Here is a 16,249-nt window from a genome sequence, read left to right on the forward strand (position 1 = left end):
TAAAATGGCTACTTAATCAACAACAACCAAAAATTTAGCCTTAATTATCTATGCTATAAGGGAATATTGCAATTGTATGACGATTTATTTGCGTAGAACTATGATTTACGATATTAGTAATAGAGATTAATTCGCAATCAATGCGAGCAATTGTCAGCTCATATTCAGACTTAATGACAATCATCTGACAATACAGATTAAAACGCATCGTATCTTAGCGGCATCAACATGAAAAAGAGAAGTCATATGCATACTAAAACATCAAGCTTAAAATCAAAGCTACTAAAAGCTGCTGTTCCTCTAGCACTTGCATGCGCATTTACCGCAGCTCCTGCTATGGCTAAAGAGACTGCCGTTGTTCCTGCTGCAGCACCTCAAATTACTGCTCAACAGCAAAATATTGCTAATCGTATCGGTATGATTCAGCAAGAGCTTGCGGGCATCCGCCATCAGACTCTTCAATCTCATCCTGAATTAGTAAAAGAGCTAAAAGCTTACGAAACAGCTTTTAACAATAAAGTAAAAGCAAAAGGCTACAACCCAGAGAAGCTAATCAAACGCGCTCAAGAAATCCAACTTGAGGCGCGTAAAGAAGGTTTATCTAATGCGAAGCGTACTGAGCTTGTAAAAGAGTTCACCAATATTCGTATGGAACTAGCTAAGCAGCAAAAATCTATCCTGTCTGATCCTGCAATTAGCAAGCAAGACAAACAAGTACAAAAAGATGTACTTACAGCAATGAAGAAACAAGATCCTAAAGCAGAGAAACTGCTTACTGAGTTAGATAGCTTAGTGAAACAATTTAAAAGTTAATTATTACTATTAACGAATAAAAAAGGATAGCTATGGCTATCCTTTTTTATTTTTGTTTATTAGCTTTTCTATAAATTAATAAAGACAAAAAAGTTAAAACGAAATATTTTTATTCTCATTGATAATAAACAATCTTATTACTAAGATTTTATAGTGAATTAACTTAAAGTTTCTTTCTGCTGTTAAACCGACGTTCAACAGAGTGATAACGCTATGATATCTTACGTAAATTTACTTTCAGCGATGGCATTGCTTATGTTTTCATATAATGCATCAGCGGTCTCCCCCCCTATACACCCGAACATTGAAAAAAAGTATCATGTGAGTGTAGAAAGCTTTAATCTAAATACCTTGCAAACAACACAATGCCAAGGTTCAGTTATTAGTCCTAGCTGGGTATTAACTGCCTTAAAATGTGTAAAAGGTACTAACAATTCAACCATTAATATCGCATCTACTAATAGCTTAAATACAATAAATATCAGCACTGTTAAAAAGGCCTTTAAGTTTAAAAACAAAAAGTTTGTTTTATTACAACTTGCAGCACCATTAGAAAATACCCCACAAGTCGCACTGCTCCGTTATCCATTATTACCAGAGCACGGGCGATTTTCAGTCTCTGCACTTCACGGTTTTCAAATGATTGCATCATACAGTGCTAAAGGTAAAAACAAAAAAACAGCACGTCATAATACAAGACCTGTTTACTTTGAAAAAAATTTCAAAGGGGGAGCTTGGGTGATAGAAACTCAATCACTCGGTGATGTTCAAATTGGCTTAACGCATAGCCGCTACCAAGCGATTCAAACCGCAAGTTTAGCGAAAAAAATAGATCGTATTGTTGCAGAAAATTCAGGTGAATCTGTCAACTGGATAGATCGTCAAACTCTGTTAGATACATTAGCTTGTGAAGCAGATGGGACATGTACGGAGCCACCAGAATGTCCGGTTGGTGTTCAAGATTGTGGACTAGGTGCCTGCGTCCTTGCTGGTAATTGCGAAGGACCAACGGTTGATCCTGAGTGCCCTGTTGGCGTCCAAGATTGCGGATTAGATGCCTGTGTTCTTGCTGGTAATTGCGAAGGACCAACTGTCGACCCTGAATGTCCTGTTGGTGTTCAAGATTGTGGACTAGATGCCTGTGTCCTTGCTGGCAATTGTGATGGACCAACTGTTGACCCTGAATGTCCTGTTGGTGTTCAAGATTGTGGACTAGATGCCTGTATCCTTGCTGGCAATTGTGATGGACCAACTGTCGACCCTGAATGTCCTGTTGGCGTAATGGACTGTGGTGACCCTTGTGATTGGGCGATCGATTGTATCGAACCACCAGTAGTTACTCCTGAATGCCCTGAAGGTGTACTAGATTGTGGTGATGTATGTGATTGGAATGATTGCTCTGTTCCAGAAGTAATCTCAGTTGAACCTACAGCGTATCGTGCACCATACATCATCAATAATGACGTAATGACTATTTATAACCGACAGCTAATGAGTTAAACATATTGTTTATATCCTCTTTCAATTGACTCAAAGCAAAGAAAGAGTGGCTATCAAGCCACTCTTTTCTTTTATTCTAATCAGTTACAAGCACACTGGCTTATCTTGACTTAGCATTCTCATGCCTTTAATAATTTTAAACAGCCAATAAAGTACAGCAACGATAGCAATGGCACCGCCAACAAATGGTAGAACATTTAACACAGTATTCATTACATCATGAAGCATTGAACCTTGTACCCAATAATCAGCACCGGCAACCATACCCGTTGTTGTTGCCGCTGTTACACCCAATACCACAAAAAATGTAAAGAATAAAAAGAAGCTACGGATAATGGAGTAATAGTGACTATATGTAAGTTCGTCTGTACCTTTGTTTAATTGGTACCCTGCATAAATGATCGCCACAATACCAGAGGTAAGCAGTGTAAACGGAGTAAGAAAGCTTGCTATATACGCAAACCAAACGCCTTTTTTATTATCTTGTGTCATAACGTTAATCCAAATCAGCAATAAAGGTAATGATTTACCCCTAATTATCACAGGTATTTTAGCGACTTCAAGTTTCGCTGCAAATTACGATGATCAGGATCAAAACAGCTTGTTTACACTTCGCTAAAGTCTGCTATAACACCCTAAACGAACAAATGCCCATACATTACTGTATAGGCATTCACGTGAAAACCATTCTAGATACTACAGTTTTTCTTCTGCTGACTCGATCTCACTCCCGTCTTTAACACGACGGTGACCTTCTTGTAGATGAACAAAATCTACTAAATCATCGCCACTTACTTGGAATGCCTGTCCAAAACCTTTAACGAATAAACCTTGAGTCGGCGCTAAGCGGAACAATGAAAAATCTTCTAAACCACTTAAGCCTTCTACAATTTCACCAAAACGCGTTTGCAGTGCAGCAATTCCTTGATGCCAACGATCAGATTTTCGTTCAATCACACTCACATCAGCTTCAAACGTTAGACGCTTACGGGCGTAAAGTGCTTTAGATGCAGATTCGTCTTCAATCATCATTAAAGAGACTTGCGGGTTTTCAAGTAAATTTCTGGCATGTTTAGCAATTTGGCTAATTAATACGTAATAACCATCATCAAGCAAAGCAAACGGTGCATAGCTCACATTGGGTTTACCGTTCGCATCTACCGTCGCTAATTGTAGCGTTTGGCATGCTTCGCGGAATTCTTCAATCTCAGGACCAAGGCGATTTTGCAAACGTTCCTGTTTTACTTCACTCATGATATTTCTTCCTCAATTTGACTAACTTTACTTTGGCCTAGTTCTTCGACTAGATTTATTTAATTTGTTTTAACAACTTAAATTTCTCAATTTGTTCTGGGAACAAGTTACGTTGTTTGTCTCTACCTAAATAGACTTTAAATACACACTCGCCTGTTACGGCAAAAAAACCGATGAAGTAACTTTCCTGCCCCATAAAGGGTTTACTAACGAGCGCAACGTCAGAGACATGCTCTAAACGTAAGTGACCATGTAACTCGCCCTCTTTACCCATTAAATTATAATATCCACGCGCTTCTTTGCCTTTGGGGAACGCCGCTTTTACTTCGAAAATAGAACCCATTGAATGCACAATCGTAGTCACCGGTCCCCATTCAGGTAACGATTCTAAAATTGTTTTCGCTAAATGACCGGGCAATAAACACACCATTTCATCAGGGTAAGACATGACAACCTCACCTTCTGTTACTGCTAATTGCTCTGCGATTGAAACAGCATGAAGTTTAGGGTTCTCAGCTAATAAAGCAGCGACTTTCAATTTCAATTCTTCACGAGTGTATTGCTCAAACACCTTGGTTTTCCTTCTCTTTAGATATTTTTCTATACAACCGGCTTCTATAGAAAAAAACTATTTATTGCGTCCATAAAATTCTATGCATTTTTAATTTAGCCTTTGTTACTTAGACGTTCTCAATTGAGCAAGTCTAAGTCTTACATCATCGACTAACTTTGTTCATGATATTAACGATTAAATAATATTGCAAATGATAATTGATATTATTCGTATTTCATGGATAATGAGGTTAATACGCGTTATAAACATTAGTGTTACATTTATAAAATAAACCTAATTCATTGAATAAACGGAACTATATTAAGAAACAAACCATGCTAAAAAACGCAATTAAACATTTAGTTCACATTCCTTCATCTGTTCAATAAGGCTTACATTGTGAATATTAAACGTTATCTCATTGCTGGCTGTGCCTCTATTCTCTTCCACAGTCTTATTGTGTCAGCAATGCCAGAGAAGAAGATCATTACTGTCCCTCTTGAAAAGTCGACAAGCGTGGCCGTCAACTTGGTATCACTGCCTAATATAAAACCAGAACCCATCGTTGAACCTGCTAAGGCGCAACCACCCGCTATAGTGACTCCTCAACCTGTTGCTAAAACCACGCCAACACCAAAAACAACAATGAAAAAGTTGGTCAAAAAGTCACAACCTGAAAAGAAAACAGTTAAGGCTCCTGTTCAGCCAAAAAAGAAAGCTCACCAAAAAACAGTAAAGAAGCCAGTAACGAAAAATATTCAGAAGAAAGTGGAGAAAAAAACAGTTTCTAAAAACGTAACAAAAACCCAAAGAAAAACCCAAAGAAAAACTGAGAAGTTTGAACTTAAAGCAACAGATTATACCAAGCCTGTGTCATCACAACTGGCATTAAATAATACAACTAAAGCTAAAAAGACAACGGTTGGAGCAAATTCACCTCAACTTGTCTCAAAACCCACGTTTGCCACGAAACCTTCCGCTGTGAAGTATCCACGATTAGCAAAACGTCGTGGAATTGAAGGCACAGTATTAGTTGAAGTACAGATTGCAAAAGATGGTCATCAAGTTAAACAGAAGCTGATCAAATCATCTGGCGCTAATGTGCTTGATAATGCGGCACTTAAAGCGATTAAAAAGTGGCGTTTCTCACCCCATATTGTTGACGGCATTGCTATTGCACACCGTGTTCAAATTCCCGTTCGTTTCAAATTGGATTAAATCATGCCTTTTATTGACAACCTAAACCAGCAACTTGGCCTAATGGCGTGGCCTCTTATTATTTGTTCAGTGCTCACTGTTATGATTTTAACTGAGCGTCTGATTCAAGTTTTGTTATGTACCGGTGTAGGTAAAACAAAAGTTACAGCACTCCTTGCTCGACAAAATCGTCACGACGAACACACGCTTGATAAATTAACCGAGGAGTTAAAACAGCAACGTCCATTGCTTTATAAAGGAATTGCGATGTTAATTGCGCATCGCCATTTCACTAAACCATTACGTGAAGATGCCGCAGCTATTTGGTTAATTCAAAAACGTACTGAATTACGTTCAGGTTTACGATTATTAAGTTTGATTGGTGTTATTAGTCCGTTACTTGGTTTACTCGGTACAGTACTTGGCTTAATTGATATGTTTACCGGTATTTCCCATTCCACAGGCTCTGTGACTCCCAGCGATCTTGCTGACGGCCTTGGTCTTGCTATGCGAACAACAGCTGCTGGTTTGATCATCGCACTTCCTGCCATTACTGGTGCACAACTACTTGGGCTATGGGCTGATAATGTTACGGCTAAACTAGAACACAGTTTAAACCGTTGTAATCTTTGGCTTGAAGGGATGAATGTTGACGCTGAAAACGGGAAAACATCAGCCTGTGATACCTGTGAGCAAAACCCTGCCGTTAATGGGACTGCATCATGATCAAAGCCAACAGTAGCGTTTTCCAAACCGAAGAAATGAATCCAGATCTGACTCCTTTACTGGATATTATTTTTATTGTCATGGTGTTTTTACTGTTAACAGCCACAGTGAAAATTAAAGCCCTCGATGTCGATTTACCACAAACAGCAACCAAAACATTACAGACAACCCAAGCCGATCCTATTGCTATTAATTTAGTTTCAAAAGCGCCTTATTGGGCACTGCAAGGTAATAAAATCAATCAATGGGATGACTTCAAAACAGCCTTGTTACAAGAAGTGAAAACTAACCCAACGAAACCTGTTGTGATTGGTGCAGATAAAGCAGCCTCTGTTGAACAAATGCTCAAATTACTCGCTTTCTTGCAAGAAAATAATATAAAAGCGACTCAGCTACTTATGGAAGAATCAAACAATGAATAAACCCTCTCTATTAAAGACCTCTTTATTAACGCTGGTGTTAGGACTTAGTAGCTACGCGCAAGCAAATACGGAGTCAGCAACTGAAAAAAATAAAATCATCAGTGCTGGTGCTTCAGTGACTCAAATCATTAACGCCTTAGATGCTAATGATCAAGTCGTCGCTGTTGATCTAACAAGTAAAGGATTAGTGAATAAATCGATTCCTAAAGTGGGTTATCACCGCCAACTTTCAGCAGAAAACTTAATGTCTTTATCCCCTACTCACCTTGTTGGTTCTAATGAAATGGGGCCACAAAGCACACTTAACCTGCTTGAGCAGTCAGGTGTTGAAGTTGATATTGTTAATTCTGGGGAAACGGTCAAAGATTTGCTTATACGTATCGATCAGATTGCTAAACTCACTGATCATCAAGATCGTGCTGAAAAACTAAAACAGAAACTTAATGTTCAGCTAAATAAAATTAATACCGCAACAGCCAATATTAAGACACCTAAAAAAGTCTTGTTCTTAATGATCCATGATGGACGCCCAATTAACATTGCAGGAAGCAATACCACTGCAGATAGCATTATTACACTTGCTGGCGCTAAAAACCCTGCTGCAACATCAATCAGTAACTACAAGCCTATTTCTGGTGAAGCTATTGTTACCATGCAACCAGATATTATTTTATTGAGCACACGTACAACCAGCAAGATCAAAAACATGCAAGATCTTATTGCCAAGATGCCATTACTTGCCGCAACACCAGCTGCAACAAATAATGCATTACTCACAATAAAAAGTACTGCGCTCATTGGTGGTTTAGGGCTCGAAAGTGTTGATGAAGCTTTAAAACTTAATCAGGCTATTTACCCTTAAATTACGCCTCTATCATCCCTATTTATTCGTGCGTAAGGTTGTTGTACATGTATACAAAACGCTTCTCAGCCCATCATATTTATATAATAAGTATCGCCTTACTTATTTTTGCAGGGCTTTCTTCTATTGTTATTGGTCCTATGGCGATCAGTTATAAACAAAGTTTGTTAGCACTATTACCCGGTGATCATGAGCTTGCTAAACATGTCAGCCTAGTGATCCATCAAATTCGTTTACCACGTACTCTTCTCTGCTTTGCTATCGGTGCAATTTTAGCTGTATGTGGCGCTGTACTACAGGGGCTCTTTCGCAACCCGCTTGCTGATCCAGGGATCATTGGAATCACTGGCGGTGCAGGCTTAGGTGCTGCATTAGCCATTGTTTTATTTGCCCCACTCACTACATCATTCCCTCAGCTTTTAAACTTCGCTATTGTGCCTATTTTTGCCTTTATTGGCGGCGCAATCAGCACAGTTTTAGTTTATCGTCTTGGTACTGATAAAAACGGGACATCGGTGATGATCATGCTACTCGCTGGTGTCGCTATTACCGCAATTTCAGGCGCAGGTCTTGGGTTACTCAATTATGTTGCCGACGATCAAGCCTTACGTGACTTATCATTGTGGTCAATGGGCTCACTGGCTGGTGCTACATGGACAGGTATTATTCTCGCCTATTGCACCTTCGGGTTACTGTTTAGCTATTTTTATCGTCATACCAGCAATTTAAACGCGTTGTTATTAGGCGAAGCTGAAGCTCGACACATGGGCGTTAACACGCAAAAACTAAAACGTAATTTAATTATTACGTGTGCTGCGGGAGTGGGTATTACTGTTGCCGTTTGTGGACCGATTGGCTTTATTGGTTTGGTTATACCTCATGTAGGTAGAATACTAACAGGCCCAAATCATAAAACCTTATTGCCAATTTCAGCGTTACTTGGCGGCTTAATCCTCTTGGTGGCCGATATGATTGCTCGAAGCGCATTCTCACCGCAAGAACTGCCGGTTGGGATCATCACCGCCATGTTAGGCGCGCCTTTCTTTATCTATTTATTAGTCAATCAAAAGAGTCAGATGTCATGATGTTAAGTAATTCAGAAAAGGTCGACTTTACAGCAAGTAGCGACAAAGTCTGTGTTATTCAGGCTCGCGACTTATCATTACAATTTGGCGATAAAGTCCTGCTAAATCATCTTGATATTGATATTCATGCAGGAGAAGTCACCGCATTACTTGGGCCAAATGGTGCAGGTAAAAGTACCCTATTAAAAGTATTATGTGGTGAAATTACACCAAAATCAGGCACGGTTTCTTTCTTTGATAAACCTCTTAATAATTGGGCTCGAGAAGAATTAGCATGTCATTTAGGTGTCCTCCCACAACATAGTGCATTATCTTTTGCCTTTACCGCTAAAGAAGTTGTCGAACTAGGCGCAATACCTTTGCAACTCACGTCGCCAGAGCTGAAAGATGCGACAGCGTCAAGCATGCAATACGTTGACATTAACAATTTAGCTAAACGTCTCTACCCCACCTTATCTGGTGGTGAAAAACAGCGTGTGCATCTTGCTCGGGTTTTAACACAACTGAGTAAATCCGGCGATAAGTGTATTTTAATGTTAGATGAACCAACCTCAGCACTTGATCTTGCCCACCAGCACCACACCTTACAAATTGCCAAAAACATGGCAATGCAAGGCGCGGCTGTGATTATTGTATTACACGATTTAAACCTTGCATCTCAATACACTGATCGGATGATTTTCCTTAATGAAGGAGAAATAAAAGCTGATGGCAAACCTAAAGATGTTCTTACACCACAGATAATACAAAGCTTATATGGTTGGCCAGTAAGCGTTCATATTCATCCCAGTGGTCATTTTCCTTATCTTTTATCAGCCAATCATTCTATTTTTTAATTCGCTATTCGTTAATAGCTAGATTTAGTCGATAAATTCATATGATTTGCATGACAAAAGTCGAGTTTTTGCGTTTTAGCATCAATTAATTTAATCAAGTTGAATAGAATGATTGCACAACGCAAAACACACAGTAAAATGTGAGCGCAAGCGATTACACGTGTAATTAGTGTAAGAACAGTTTCTATCTTCTAATGCCGCATTTATTGCGGCTTTAGCTGTTTATGATCTAAGGCAATTGCAACACCCTATAATTCGGTATCAAATTGAATAATTAAGTAGTTAATAATTAAATAACTTTTATCACTGCGAGTAAACTCGCAAGCCATAGACTACGTAATTAATCAATTTGGTATCAAAACCTTTGTCAGATCCTAATCTGACCATGATAAGAAGAATAAATATGGCAACCATTAAAGACGTTGCACGTATGGCAGGTGTATCAACTACAACAGTGTCGCACGTGATCAATAAAACACGCTTTGTTGCAGAAGCAACGCAACAAAAAGTGTTGGCTGCAGTTGATGAGCTTAACTATGCCCCAAGTGCTGTAGCGCGGAGCTTAAAATGTAATACAACACGCACCATTGGCATGTTAGTCACTAAATCGACTAACCCATTTTTTGCAGAAGTAGTACATGGTGTTGAAGAATATTGTTACGGTGCAGGTTATACACTGATCCTATGTAACACAGAAGGTAACTTAGAAAAGCAACGCGATTACCTTCGTATGCTTTCTGAAAAACGTGTTGATGGCCTATTGGTTATGTGTAGCGATCTGGATCAAATGCTGCTCGATTTACTTGAGCGTAAAAATGATCTGCCTATGGTTATCATGGACTGGGGTCCTGAAAGCCCACATACAGATAATATTCTTGATAACGCTGAACACGGCGGTTACATTGCGACTAAGCACTTTATTGAAAATGGTCATAAAAAAATTGGCTGTTTATCAGGACAAGTTGATAAGTCTACTTGTCAAGAACGTCTGAAGGGCTTCCGAAAAGCAATGGCAGAAGCAGATCTCACTGTTAACGATGATTGGCTACTTGAAGGTGACTTTGAGTGTGAATCAGCCGTTGACGCTGCTCAAAAGTTTATCGCAATGGAAGATCGCCCTACTGCTATCTTCTGTTTTAACGACATCATGGCTATGGCTCTGATCAGTACCTTTGAACAGGCTGGATTACGAGTTCCTGATGATATCTCTATCATTGGTTATGACAACATTGATCTTGCTCCCTACTTTGCCCCACCACTAACAACGATCCACCAACCGAAGCGTCGTTTGGGTAAAAAAGCGATCGAAATTTTGTTAGAGCGTGTTAAAGACAAGAATCATGAGCGTCAAACTTTTGAAATGACCCCTAAACTTGTTGCGAGAAAGTCTGTTAAAGATCTCAACTAACAAAATTGATCTTTCTATGTAAAGAAAAAGCCGATAAGTTTATCTTGTTGGCTTTTTTTTCTTACCAAAAAACAATCATGAGTATTTATAATAATTAAGCTTATTTAAATAAGCTATGAACAAATACCTGAACCAATATCACACTTTTGAGGGCTTAGATTTAATATTAAAAGTATTATTTAATATAACTTTATATAGTCACGAACTGGCAAATTAATTGAAAGATTAAGACGCAAAACCACCGGCCTAAAAATTATTTTAATAATTCAAGGCAGCGGGGTTACCGAAGGATTATTATTGAACTGACAATATTATGACATAAATTTTAACAATATATTGACAGTATCAATGAGTAGATTAATTAATCTATTTCCTCGCTCTTAATGTTTAGGTGACACTCATATTTTTTCACCGAGTAGAAGCATGGATAAACCAATATTAAAAGATTCATTAAAATTATTTGACCATTTTGGATCAATAAAATCACGGTCGATGTTTGGAGGTTTTGGCATTTTTGCTGGTGATACAATGTTTGCATTAGTTGTAAACGATAAACTTCACTTGCGTGCAAATGCTGAAACTGAAAAGGAATTCAAACAAGCTGGCTTGGAACCATATGTTTATAAAAAACGTGGTTTCCCTGTTGTAACCAAGCACTATGCAATACCTGATCAATGGTGGGATGAACCCGCTAAGATTGTAGCTCAAGGCAGGTATTCACTGGATGCGGCAGAAAAAGACAAGCAAGAAAAGGAGAGTTGCATACCTGACCGAATTAAAGATTTACCTAATCTACGATTATCAAATGAAAGAATGCTTAAGAAAGCAGGCATAAATACCATTGAACAACTTCTAGCCGTGGGCTCTCTTGGTGCATATAAAGCACTTCAAGAATCACAGAAAAGTCCATTGAGTATTGAATTACTTTGGGCATTGGAAGGCGCAATTAGCGGACAACATTGGTCAGTTATTCCTGAGCAACGTCGAAATGAGTTATTATCCGCGTTATCTTAAAGTATCATTTGTTTTAAATATACAATACTTAGGAATAAAAGATTCTCATTCTTTTATTTCTAAGTATACCTTTCTAAAATAATTTCATTGTTATCATTATTCCCTCCTTTCTTTTTATAAACTCTAACACCTACCTACTTTAATTGCATAGTGACAATATTTTACACTCAATTTAATTTCTCTCTGTTTTATATTATTAGATTTATATAAATAATAATTATTGTTTTTTATATTCCATGCTTATTTATTTTTAAATACAACCACTAACATAGCTTCTCATTGATAAATAACTCAGTGTTTTAAATTTTCATATCTCCTGCTGTTTTTTTCAGCAACCAATTGAAGAAAAAGAAATATTTCTCATTAAATGAAATACAATGTCTGTTCTTAAGGTCTACATGTTTACTACTGCTACTAAGTAAGATCGTATCAAGCCCTTTTTTAGGGTATTTATTAAGGAATAACATGCGTATTTCGATCAAAAAAATTGACTCTTTATGGATAAAACCCCTGCTATGGCTTCAAGCCCGCCACTATGGTCAAGTATTAAACCCTGCAAAACTATGGGGGCGTAAACCAGTCCTATTTTGGTTAGTAGCTGGGTTCTTCGGTTTTCTTGATCGCAAGAAGTCACCGATTCAAGAAGTCATGCGTTCACTAATTTGCGTTCGGGTATCACAACTCAATGATTGTGCTTTCTGTGTAGATGCTAATGGTATGAAATTGGCAGAGCGTTGCGATTCTGAAGAAAAAATTAAAGCGTTGGCTAACTGGCAACATTCTGATTTATTTACAGTACAAGAGCGTGCTGTGCTTGCCTACACAGAAGCAATGACGATTACTGGACACCGTGTTACTGATGAAATGCTTCATGCGCTCCAGCAGTGGTACAGTAGCGATGACATCATAGAGATCACAGCATTAATTAGTTTCCAAAATCTATCGGCTAAATTCAACACCGCATTAGATGTACCAGAGCAAGGTTTTTGCACTCTACCAATTAAACCTACTGATATAACTTCTAGCCAAGACCAAGGCAAATCACAAGCTGATGCTCAGCAAGCTAAATAAGGTGAGATAAATGGATAAGAAAAAGCTCGCTTTACTCATCGTGATCATCAGCCTAATTGTAAGTTGGGTTCATTTCGATCTAGGGCAATACCTCACCCTTGATTTTATCAAGCAAGAGCAATCTGCACTGCAAGCAAAAATTCAAAACCAGCCAATCGTGGTTTATGTATCTTACTTTGCGATTTACGTTCTAGCGACTGCCTTATCCTTACCGGGTGCTGCTATTTTAACTTTGTTAGCAGCAGCGATCTTTGGTTTCTGGCCAAGTCTCGTTATTGTCTCATTTGCCAGTACTATTGGCGCGACATTGGCTTTTCTCTCTAGCCGCTTTATTTTACGTGACTGGGTACAACAACGTTTTGGCTCTCGCTTAAAAACCATTAACCAAGGTATCGAGAAAGAAGGTGAGTTTTATCTCCTGACTTTGCGTTTAATTCCTGTCTTCCCATTTTTTCTTATCAATTTATTAATGGGCTTAACCCCTATTAAAACCCGTACTTTTTATTTAATCAGCCAATTAGGGATGCTGCCCGCTACAGCTATTTTCATCAATGCAGGCACACAACTTAGCAATATCGAATCGCTTCGCGGTATTATCTCGACGCCAGTATTACTGTCCTTAGCACTATTGGGTATTTTCCCACTCATCGCTAAGTTCATCGTCACTACCATTAAACGCAAACAGGTATACAAAGGATTTAACAAACCAACATCATTTAATCAAAACCTAGTGGTGATTGGCGCTGGTGCTGGCGGTTTAGTCAGTTCCTATATCGCGGCAGCCGTAAAAGCGGAAGTCACATTAATTGAGCGCCATAAAATGGGTGGTGACTGCTTAAACACAGGTTGTGTGCCATCTAAAGCCTTAATCCGTGTCGCTCATAGCGCTTATGAGCTGCAAAAAGCAAAACAATTTGGTATTGAAGCCAAAATTGAAAAAATCGACTTTAAAGCTGTTATGGCACGTGTTCACAAGGTTATCAAAGGTATCGAGCCGCATGATTCAGTTGAACGTTACAGCAAGCTTGGTGTGAACTGCGTTCAAGGTGACGCGACAATTTTGTCACCTTGGGAAGTAGAAGTTAACGGCAAAGTGATCACCACCCGTAACATCATTATCGCAACAGGGGCTTCCCCACTGTTGCCCAACATTTCAGGCTTAAACACGGTTGATCCATTAACGTCCGATAACCTATGGCAATTGGATACCTTACCTGAAAAATTATTAATTTTGGGTGGTGGTCCTATTGGTTGTGAATTGGCTCAAGCGTTTAATCGTCTTGGCGCATCTGTTACCTTAATTGAAATGGCAGATCAGCTACTTAACCGTGAAGATCAAGATGCGGCCGATTTAATCTATCAAAAACTAACACATGAAGGTGTTAGAGTACTTCTTAAACACAAAGCCGCTAGTTTTACAGAAAAAGGAGCTACGCAATATCACCACGTTAAGCTTGATGATCTTACGTCAGAGCAAACTATCGACGTTGAGTTTGATCAGGTTATTGTGGCGTTAGGTCGTGTTGCTAATACCAAAGGTTTCGGCTTAGAAAACCTACATATAGCAACAACCCCACAAGGGACGATCAAAGTTAACAACTACCTACAAACACAATATCCTAATATATACGCAGTGGGTGATGTGGCAGGTCCTTTCCAATTAACTCATGCTGCGGCACACCAAGCATGGTATGCCTCGGTAAATAGTTTATTTGGTACATTCAAAAAGTTTAAAGCTGATTACTCGATATTACCTGCAGTTACATATACTGCGCCAGAGTTAGCTCGAGTGGGACTCAATGAAAAAGAAGCAATTTCGCAAAATATCGATTATCGAACATATACTTACCCTATATCCGATTTAGATCGTGCGATTGCCGATAATGCTGCTGAAGGTTTCGTTAAAGTTCTAACCCCACCCAATAGTGATAAGATTTTAGGGGTTACAATTGTCGGTCATCATGGTGGTGAATTACTCGCGGAATTCACTTTAGCAATGCGTTATAAACTTGGATTGAATAAGATTTTATCAACTATTCACCCTTATCCAACGATGAGTGAAGCCAATAAATACGCGGCTGGTGTATGGAAACAAGCCAATGCCCCACAAAAGTTATTGGCAATGGTTAAACGCTATCATCAATGGATGCGTAAATAGGTTATTCGATACAAGGAATTAAATAAGGACGAAACTCTGATGATGAAAAAAAATAAACTAAAAGCCTTATCAAAAGGTATCGCGTTATCGTTAACAATTTCTAGCTTCGCTTACGCTGAAGAAACGAAAGCACCTGTAAATGAAAGCCAAAGCTGGCAGAAAATTGAACAAAAATCCAAAGGTCAAACCGTCTACTTCAATGCATGGGGCGGCAGTCAAGAGATCAATGACTACCTAAAATGGGCTGATAAACAATTACAGAAAGATTACGGTGTAACGCTAAAACAAGTCAAAGTCACCGATATAGCTGAAACAACCCAGCGCCTACTGGCAGAAAAAACAGCGGGAAAAAATACCAACGGTGGGGTTGATTTAGTTTGGATCAATGGTGAAAACTTCCGTTCAATGAAGCAACACCACCTCTTGTATGGTCCTTTTACTCAACAGTTACCCAGTTGGAAGTATGTTGATACTAAGCTACCTATTGATCAAGATTTCAGTGTACCGACAGAAGGGTATGAAGCGCCTTGGGGCGTTGGTCAGCTCGTCTTTATTTACGATACCAGTGTACTTAAACAGCCACCGCAAAGCTTTAAAGAGCTATTAGCATTAGCACAAAAGTACCCAGGTAAGATCAGCTACCCTCGCCCACCTGAGTTTCATGGTAGCAGTTTTTTAAAAGCAGCATTGCTAGAGCTCACTGATGATAAAAAAGCACTCTATCAGCCATTATCATTACCTGCCGAACAAACGCTATTTGATAACGTGACAGCACCGCTTTGGCACTATTTAGATCAGCTCCATAAAGTGGCATGGCGTGGTGGTAAACAGTTCCCAGCGGGCACTGCAGAAACCGTACAGCTGCTTGACGATCAGCAATTATTATTAGCTATCACTTTTAATCCTAACGCCGCCTCAGCTGCAATTGAGAACGGTAATTTAACTGAAAATACGAAAACCTATGCCTTTAAGCAAGGGGCATTAACCAATATTCACTTTTTAGCGATACCATGGAATGCATCAGCAAAAGAAGGGGCACTGGTTGCGATAAACTTTTTAATGAGCCCAGAAGCACAAGCGCGTAAATCAGACACCAAGGTTTGGGGCGATCCAACAGTGCTAAAAGCTGAAGCATTTAGCCAATTAGCTGAGCCTTATAAGAGCCAGTCTTTTGAGCTTTATCCATCTATTGCCGAACCCAACCCTACATGGCTAATGGCCATTGAGCATGAATGGCAAAAGCGTTACGGACACTAAGCTTTGTTATGTTGCTCTAACTGTTATTAAAACAGCCAGCCCATCACTGTGCTCTGCTCTTTCATCAGCAAGTTCAATGACACGCTGGCTATT

Annotated in this window: 16 protein-coding genes and 1 riboswitch; of the genes, 13 read left to right on the plus strand and 3 right to left on the minus strand. The window is 39.0% G+C overall.

From position 1 onward, the window contains the following. Nucleotides 1–246 precede the first annotated feature (246 nt). Both I3259_RS04615 and I3259_RS04620 read left to right on the plus strand, forming a co-directional pair. On the plus strand, nt 247–813 hold the full coding sequence (locus tag I3259_RS04615) for a hypothetical protein (RefSeq protein WP_238028543.1): 567 nt from the start codon (nt 247–249) through the stop codon (nt 811–813). Between the two features lie 255 nt (nt 814–1,068). Then, nucleotides 1,069–2,313: a trypsin-like serine protease gene (locus tag I3259_RS04620; RefSeq protein ID WP_238028544.1), complete on the plus strand. Its 1,245-nt coding sequence runs from the start codon at nt 1,069–1,071 to the stop codon at nt 2,311–2,313. 84 nt (nt 2,314–2,397) lie between these two features. Here the strand turns inward: I3259_RS04620 and I3259_RS04625 are convergent, their stop codons facing one another. From I3259_RS04625 to hutX, 3 genes are all read right to left on the minus strand, one after another. Next, the gene (locus I3259_RS04625; protein ID WP_005368261.1) at nt 2,398–2,805 is read right to left on the minus strand and encodes a hypothetical protein; all 408 of its coding nucleotides are present in this window, start codon (nt 2,803–2,805) and stop codon (nt 2,398–2,400) included. 204 nt (nt 2,806–3,009) lie between these two features. Then, complete coding sequence (gene hutZ / locus I3259_RS04630; protein WP_238028545.1) at nt 3,010–3,567, minus strand: heme utilization protein HutZ; 558 nt, start codon at nt 3,565–3,567, stop codon at nt 3,010–3,012. A 55-nt stretch (nt 3,568–3,622) separates the two neighbouring features. Next, the gene (gene hutX, locus I3259_RS04635) at nt 3,623–4,138 is read right to left on the minus strand and encodes a heme utilization cystosolic carrier protein HutX (RefSeq protein WP_238028546.1); all 516 of its coding nucleotides are present in this window, start codon (nt 4,136–4,138) and stop codon (nt 3,623–3,625) included. A gap of 381 nt (nt 4,139–4,519) precedes the next feature. Here hutX and I3259_RS04640 point away from each other — a divergent pair, with 381 nt between their 5' ends. The 11 genes from I3259_RS04640 (at nt 4,520) to I3259_RS04690 (ending at nt 16,156) form a co-directional block, all read left to right on the plus strand. Further along, nucleotides 4,520–5,338, plus strand: coding sequence for an energy transducer TonB (locus I3259_RS04640; RefSeq protein ID WP_238028547.1), 819 nt, complete (start codon nt 4,520–4,522; stop codon nt 5,336–5,338). A 3-nt stretch (nt 5,339–5,341) separates the two neighbouring features. After that, nucleotides 5,342–6,043, plus strand: coding sequence for a MotA/TolQ/ExbB proton channel family protein (locus I3259_RS04645; protein ID WP_238028548.1), 702 nt, complete (start codon nt 5,342–5,344; stop codon nt 6,041–6,043). Next, nucleotides 6,040–6,465, plus strand: coding sequence for a biopolymer transporter ExbD (locus tag I3259_RS04650; RefSeq protein ID WP_105060049.1), 426 nt, complete (start codon nt 6,040–6,042; stop codon nt 6,463–6,465). Before I3259_RS04645 ends, I3259_RS04650 begins: the two co-directional genes overlap by 4 nt. Beyond that, on the plus strand, nt 6,458–7,327 hold the full coding sequence (locus I3259_RS04655; RefSeq protein ID WP_238028549.1) for an ABC transporter substrate-binding protein: 870 nt from the start codon (nt 6,458–6,460) through the stop codon (nt 7,325–7,327). Before I3259_RS04650 ends, I3259_RS04655 begins: the two co-directional genes overlap by 8 nt. Before the next feature lie 47 nt (nt 7,328–7,374). Further along, nucleotides 7,375–8,412, plus strand: coding sequence for an iron ABC transporter permease (locus I3259_RS04660; protein ID WP_238028550.1), 1,038 nt, complete (start codon nt 7,375–7,377; stop codon nt 8,410–8,412). Continuing rightward, the gene (locus I3259_RS04665) at nt 8,409–9,248 is read left to right on the plus strand and encodes a heme ABC transporter ATP-binding protein (protein ID WP_238028551.1); all 840 of its coding nucleotides are present in this window, start codon (nt 8,409–8,411) and stop codon (nt 9,246–9,248) included. Before I3259_RS04660 ends, I3259_RS04665 begins: the two co-directional genes overlap by 4 nt. 403 nt (nt 9,249–9,651) lie before the next feature. Next, a complete protein-coding gene (gene purR, locus I3259_RS04670) occupies nt 9,652–10,656 on the plus strand; it encodes an HTH-type transcriptional repressor PurR (RefSeq protein ID WP_238028552.1) in 1,005 nt (334 codons plus the stop codon). A gap of 197 nt (nt 10,657–10,853) precedes the next feature. Beyond that, a riboswitch (cyclic di-GMP riboswitch) is annotated at nt 10,854–10,944 on the plus strand. 135 nt (nt 10,945–11,079) lie between these two features. Beyond that, nucleotides 11,080–11,670: a TfoX/Sxy family DNA transformation protein gene (locus I3259_RS04675; RefSeq protein WP_238028553.1), complete on the plus strand. Its 591-nt coding sequence runs from the start codon at nt 11,080–11,082 to the stop codon at nt 11,668–11,670. Nucleotides 11,671–12,135: 465 nt separating this feature from the next. After that, the gene (locus I3259_RS04680; RefSeq protein WP_238028554.1) at nt 12,136–12,741 is read left to right on the plus strand and encodes a carboxymuconolactone decarboxylase family protein; all 606 of its coding nucleotides are present in this window, start codon (nt 12,136–12,138) and stop codon (nt 12,739–12,741) included. 10 nt (nt 12,742–12,751) lie between these two features. Next, a complete protein-coding gene (locus tag I3259_RS04685; protein ID WP_238028555.1) occupies nt 12,752–14,899 on the plus strand; it encodes a bifunctional TVP38/TMEM64 family protein/FAD-dependent oxidoreductase in 2,148 nt (715 codons plus the stop codon). 39 nt (nt 14,900–14,938) lie between these two features. Next, on the plus strand, nt 14,939–16,156 hold the full coding sequence (locus I3259_RS04690; RefSeq protein WP_238028556.1) for an ABC transporter substrate-binding protein: 1,218 nt from the start codon (nt 14,939–14,941) through the stop codon (nt 16,154–16,156). Nucleotides 16,157–16,249: the final 93 nt, after the last annotated feature.

The sequence above is a fragment of the Photobacterium sp. Ph5 genome (assembly GCF_022129445.1).
In the GTDB taxonomy this organism is placed as follows: Bacteria; Pseudomonadota; Gammaproteobacteria; order Enterobacterales; family Vibrionaceae; genus Photobacterium.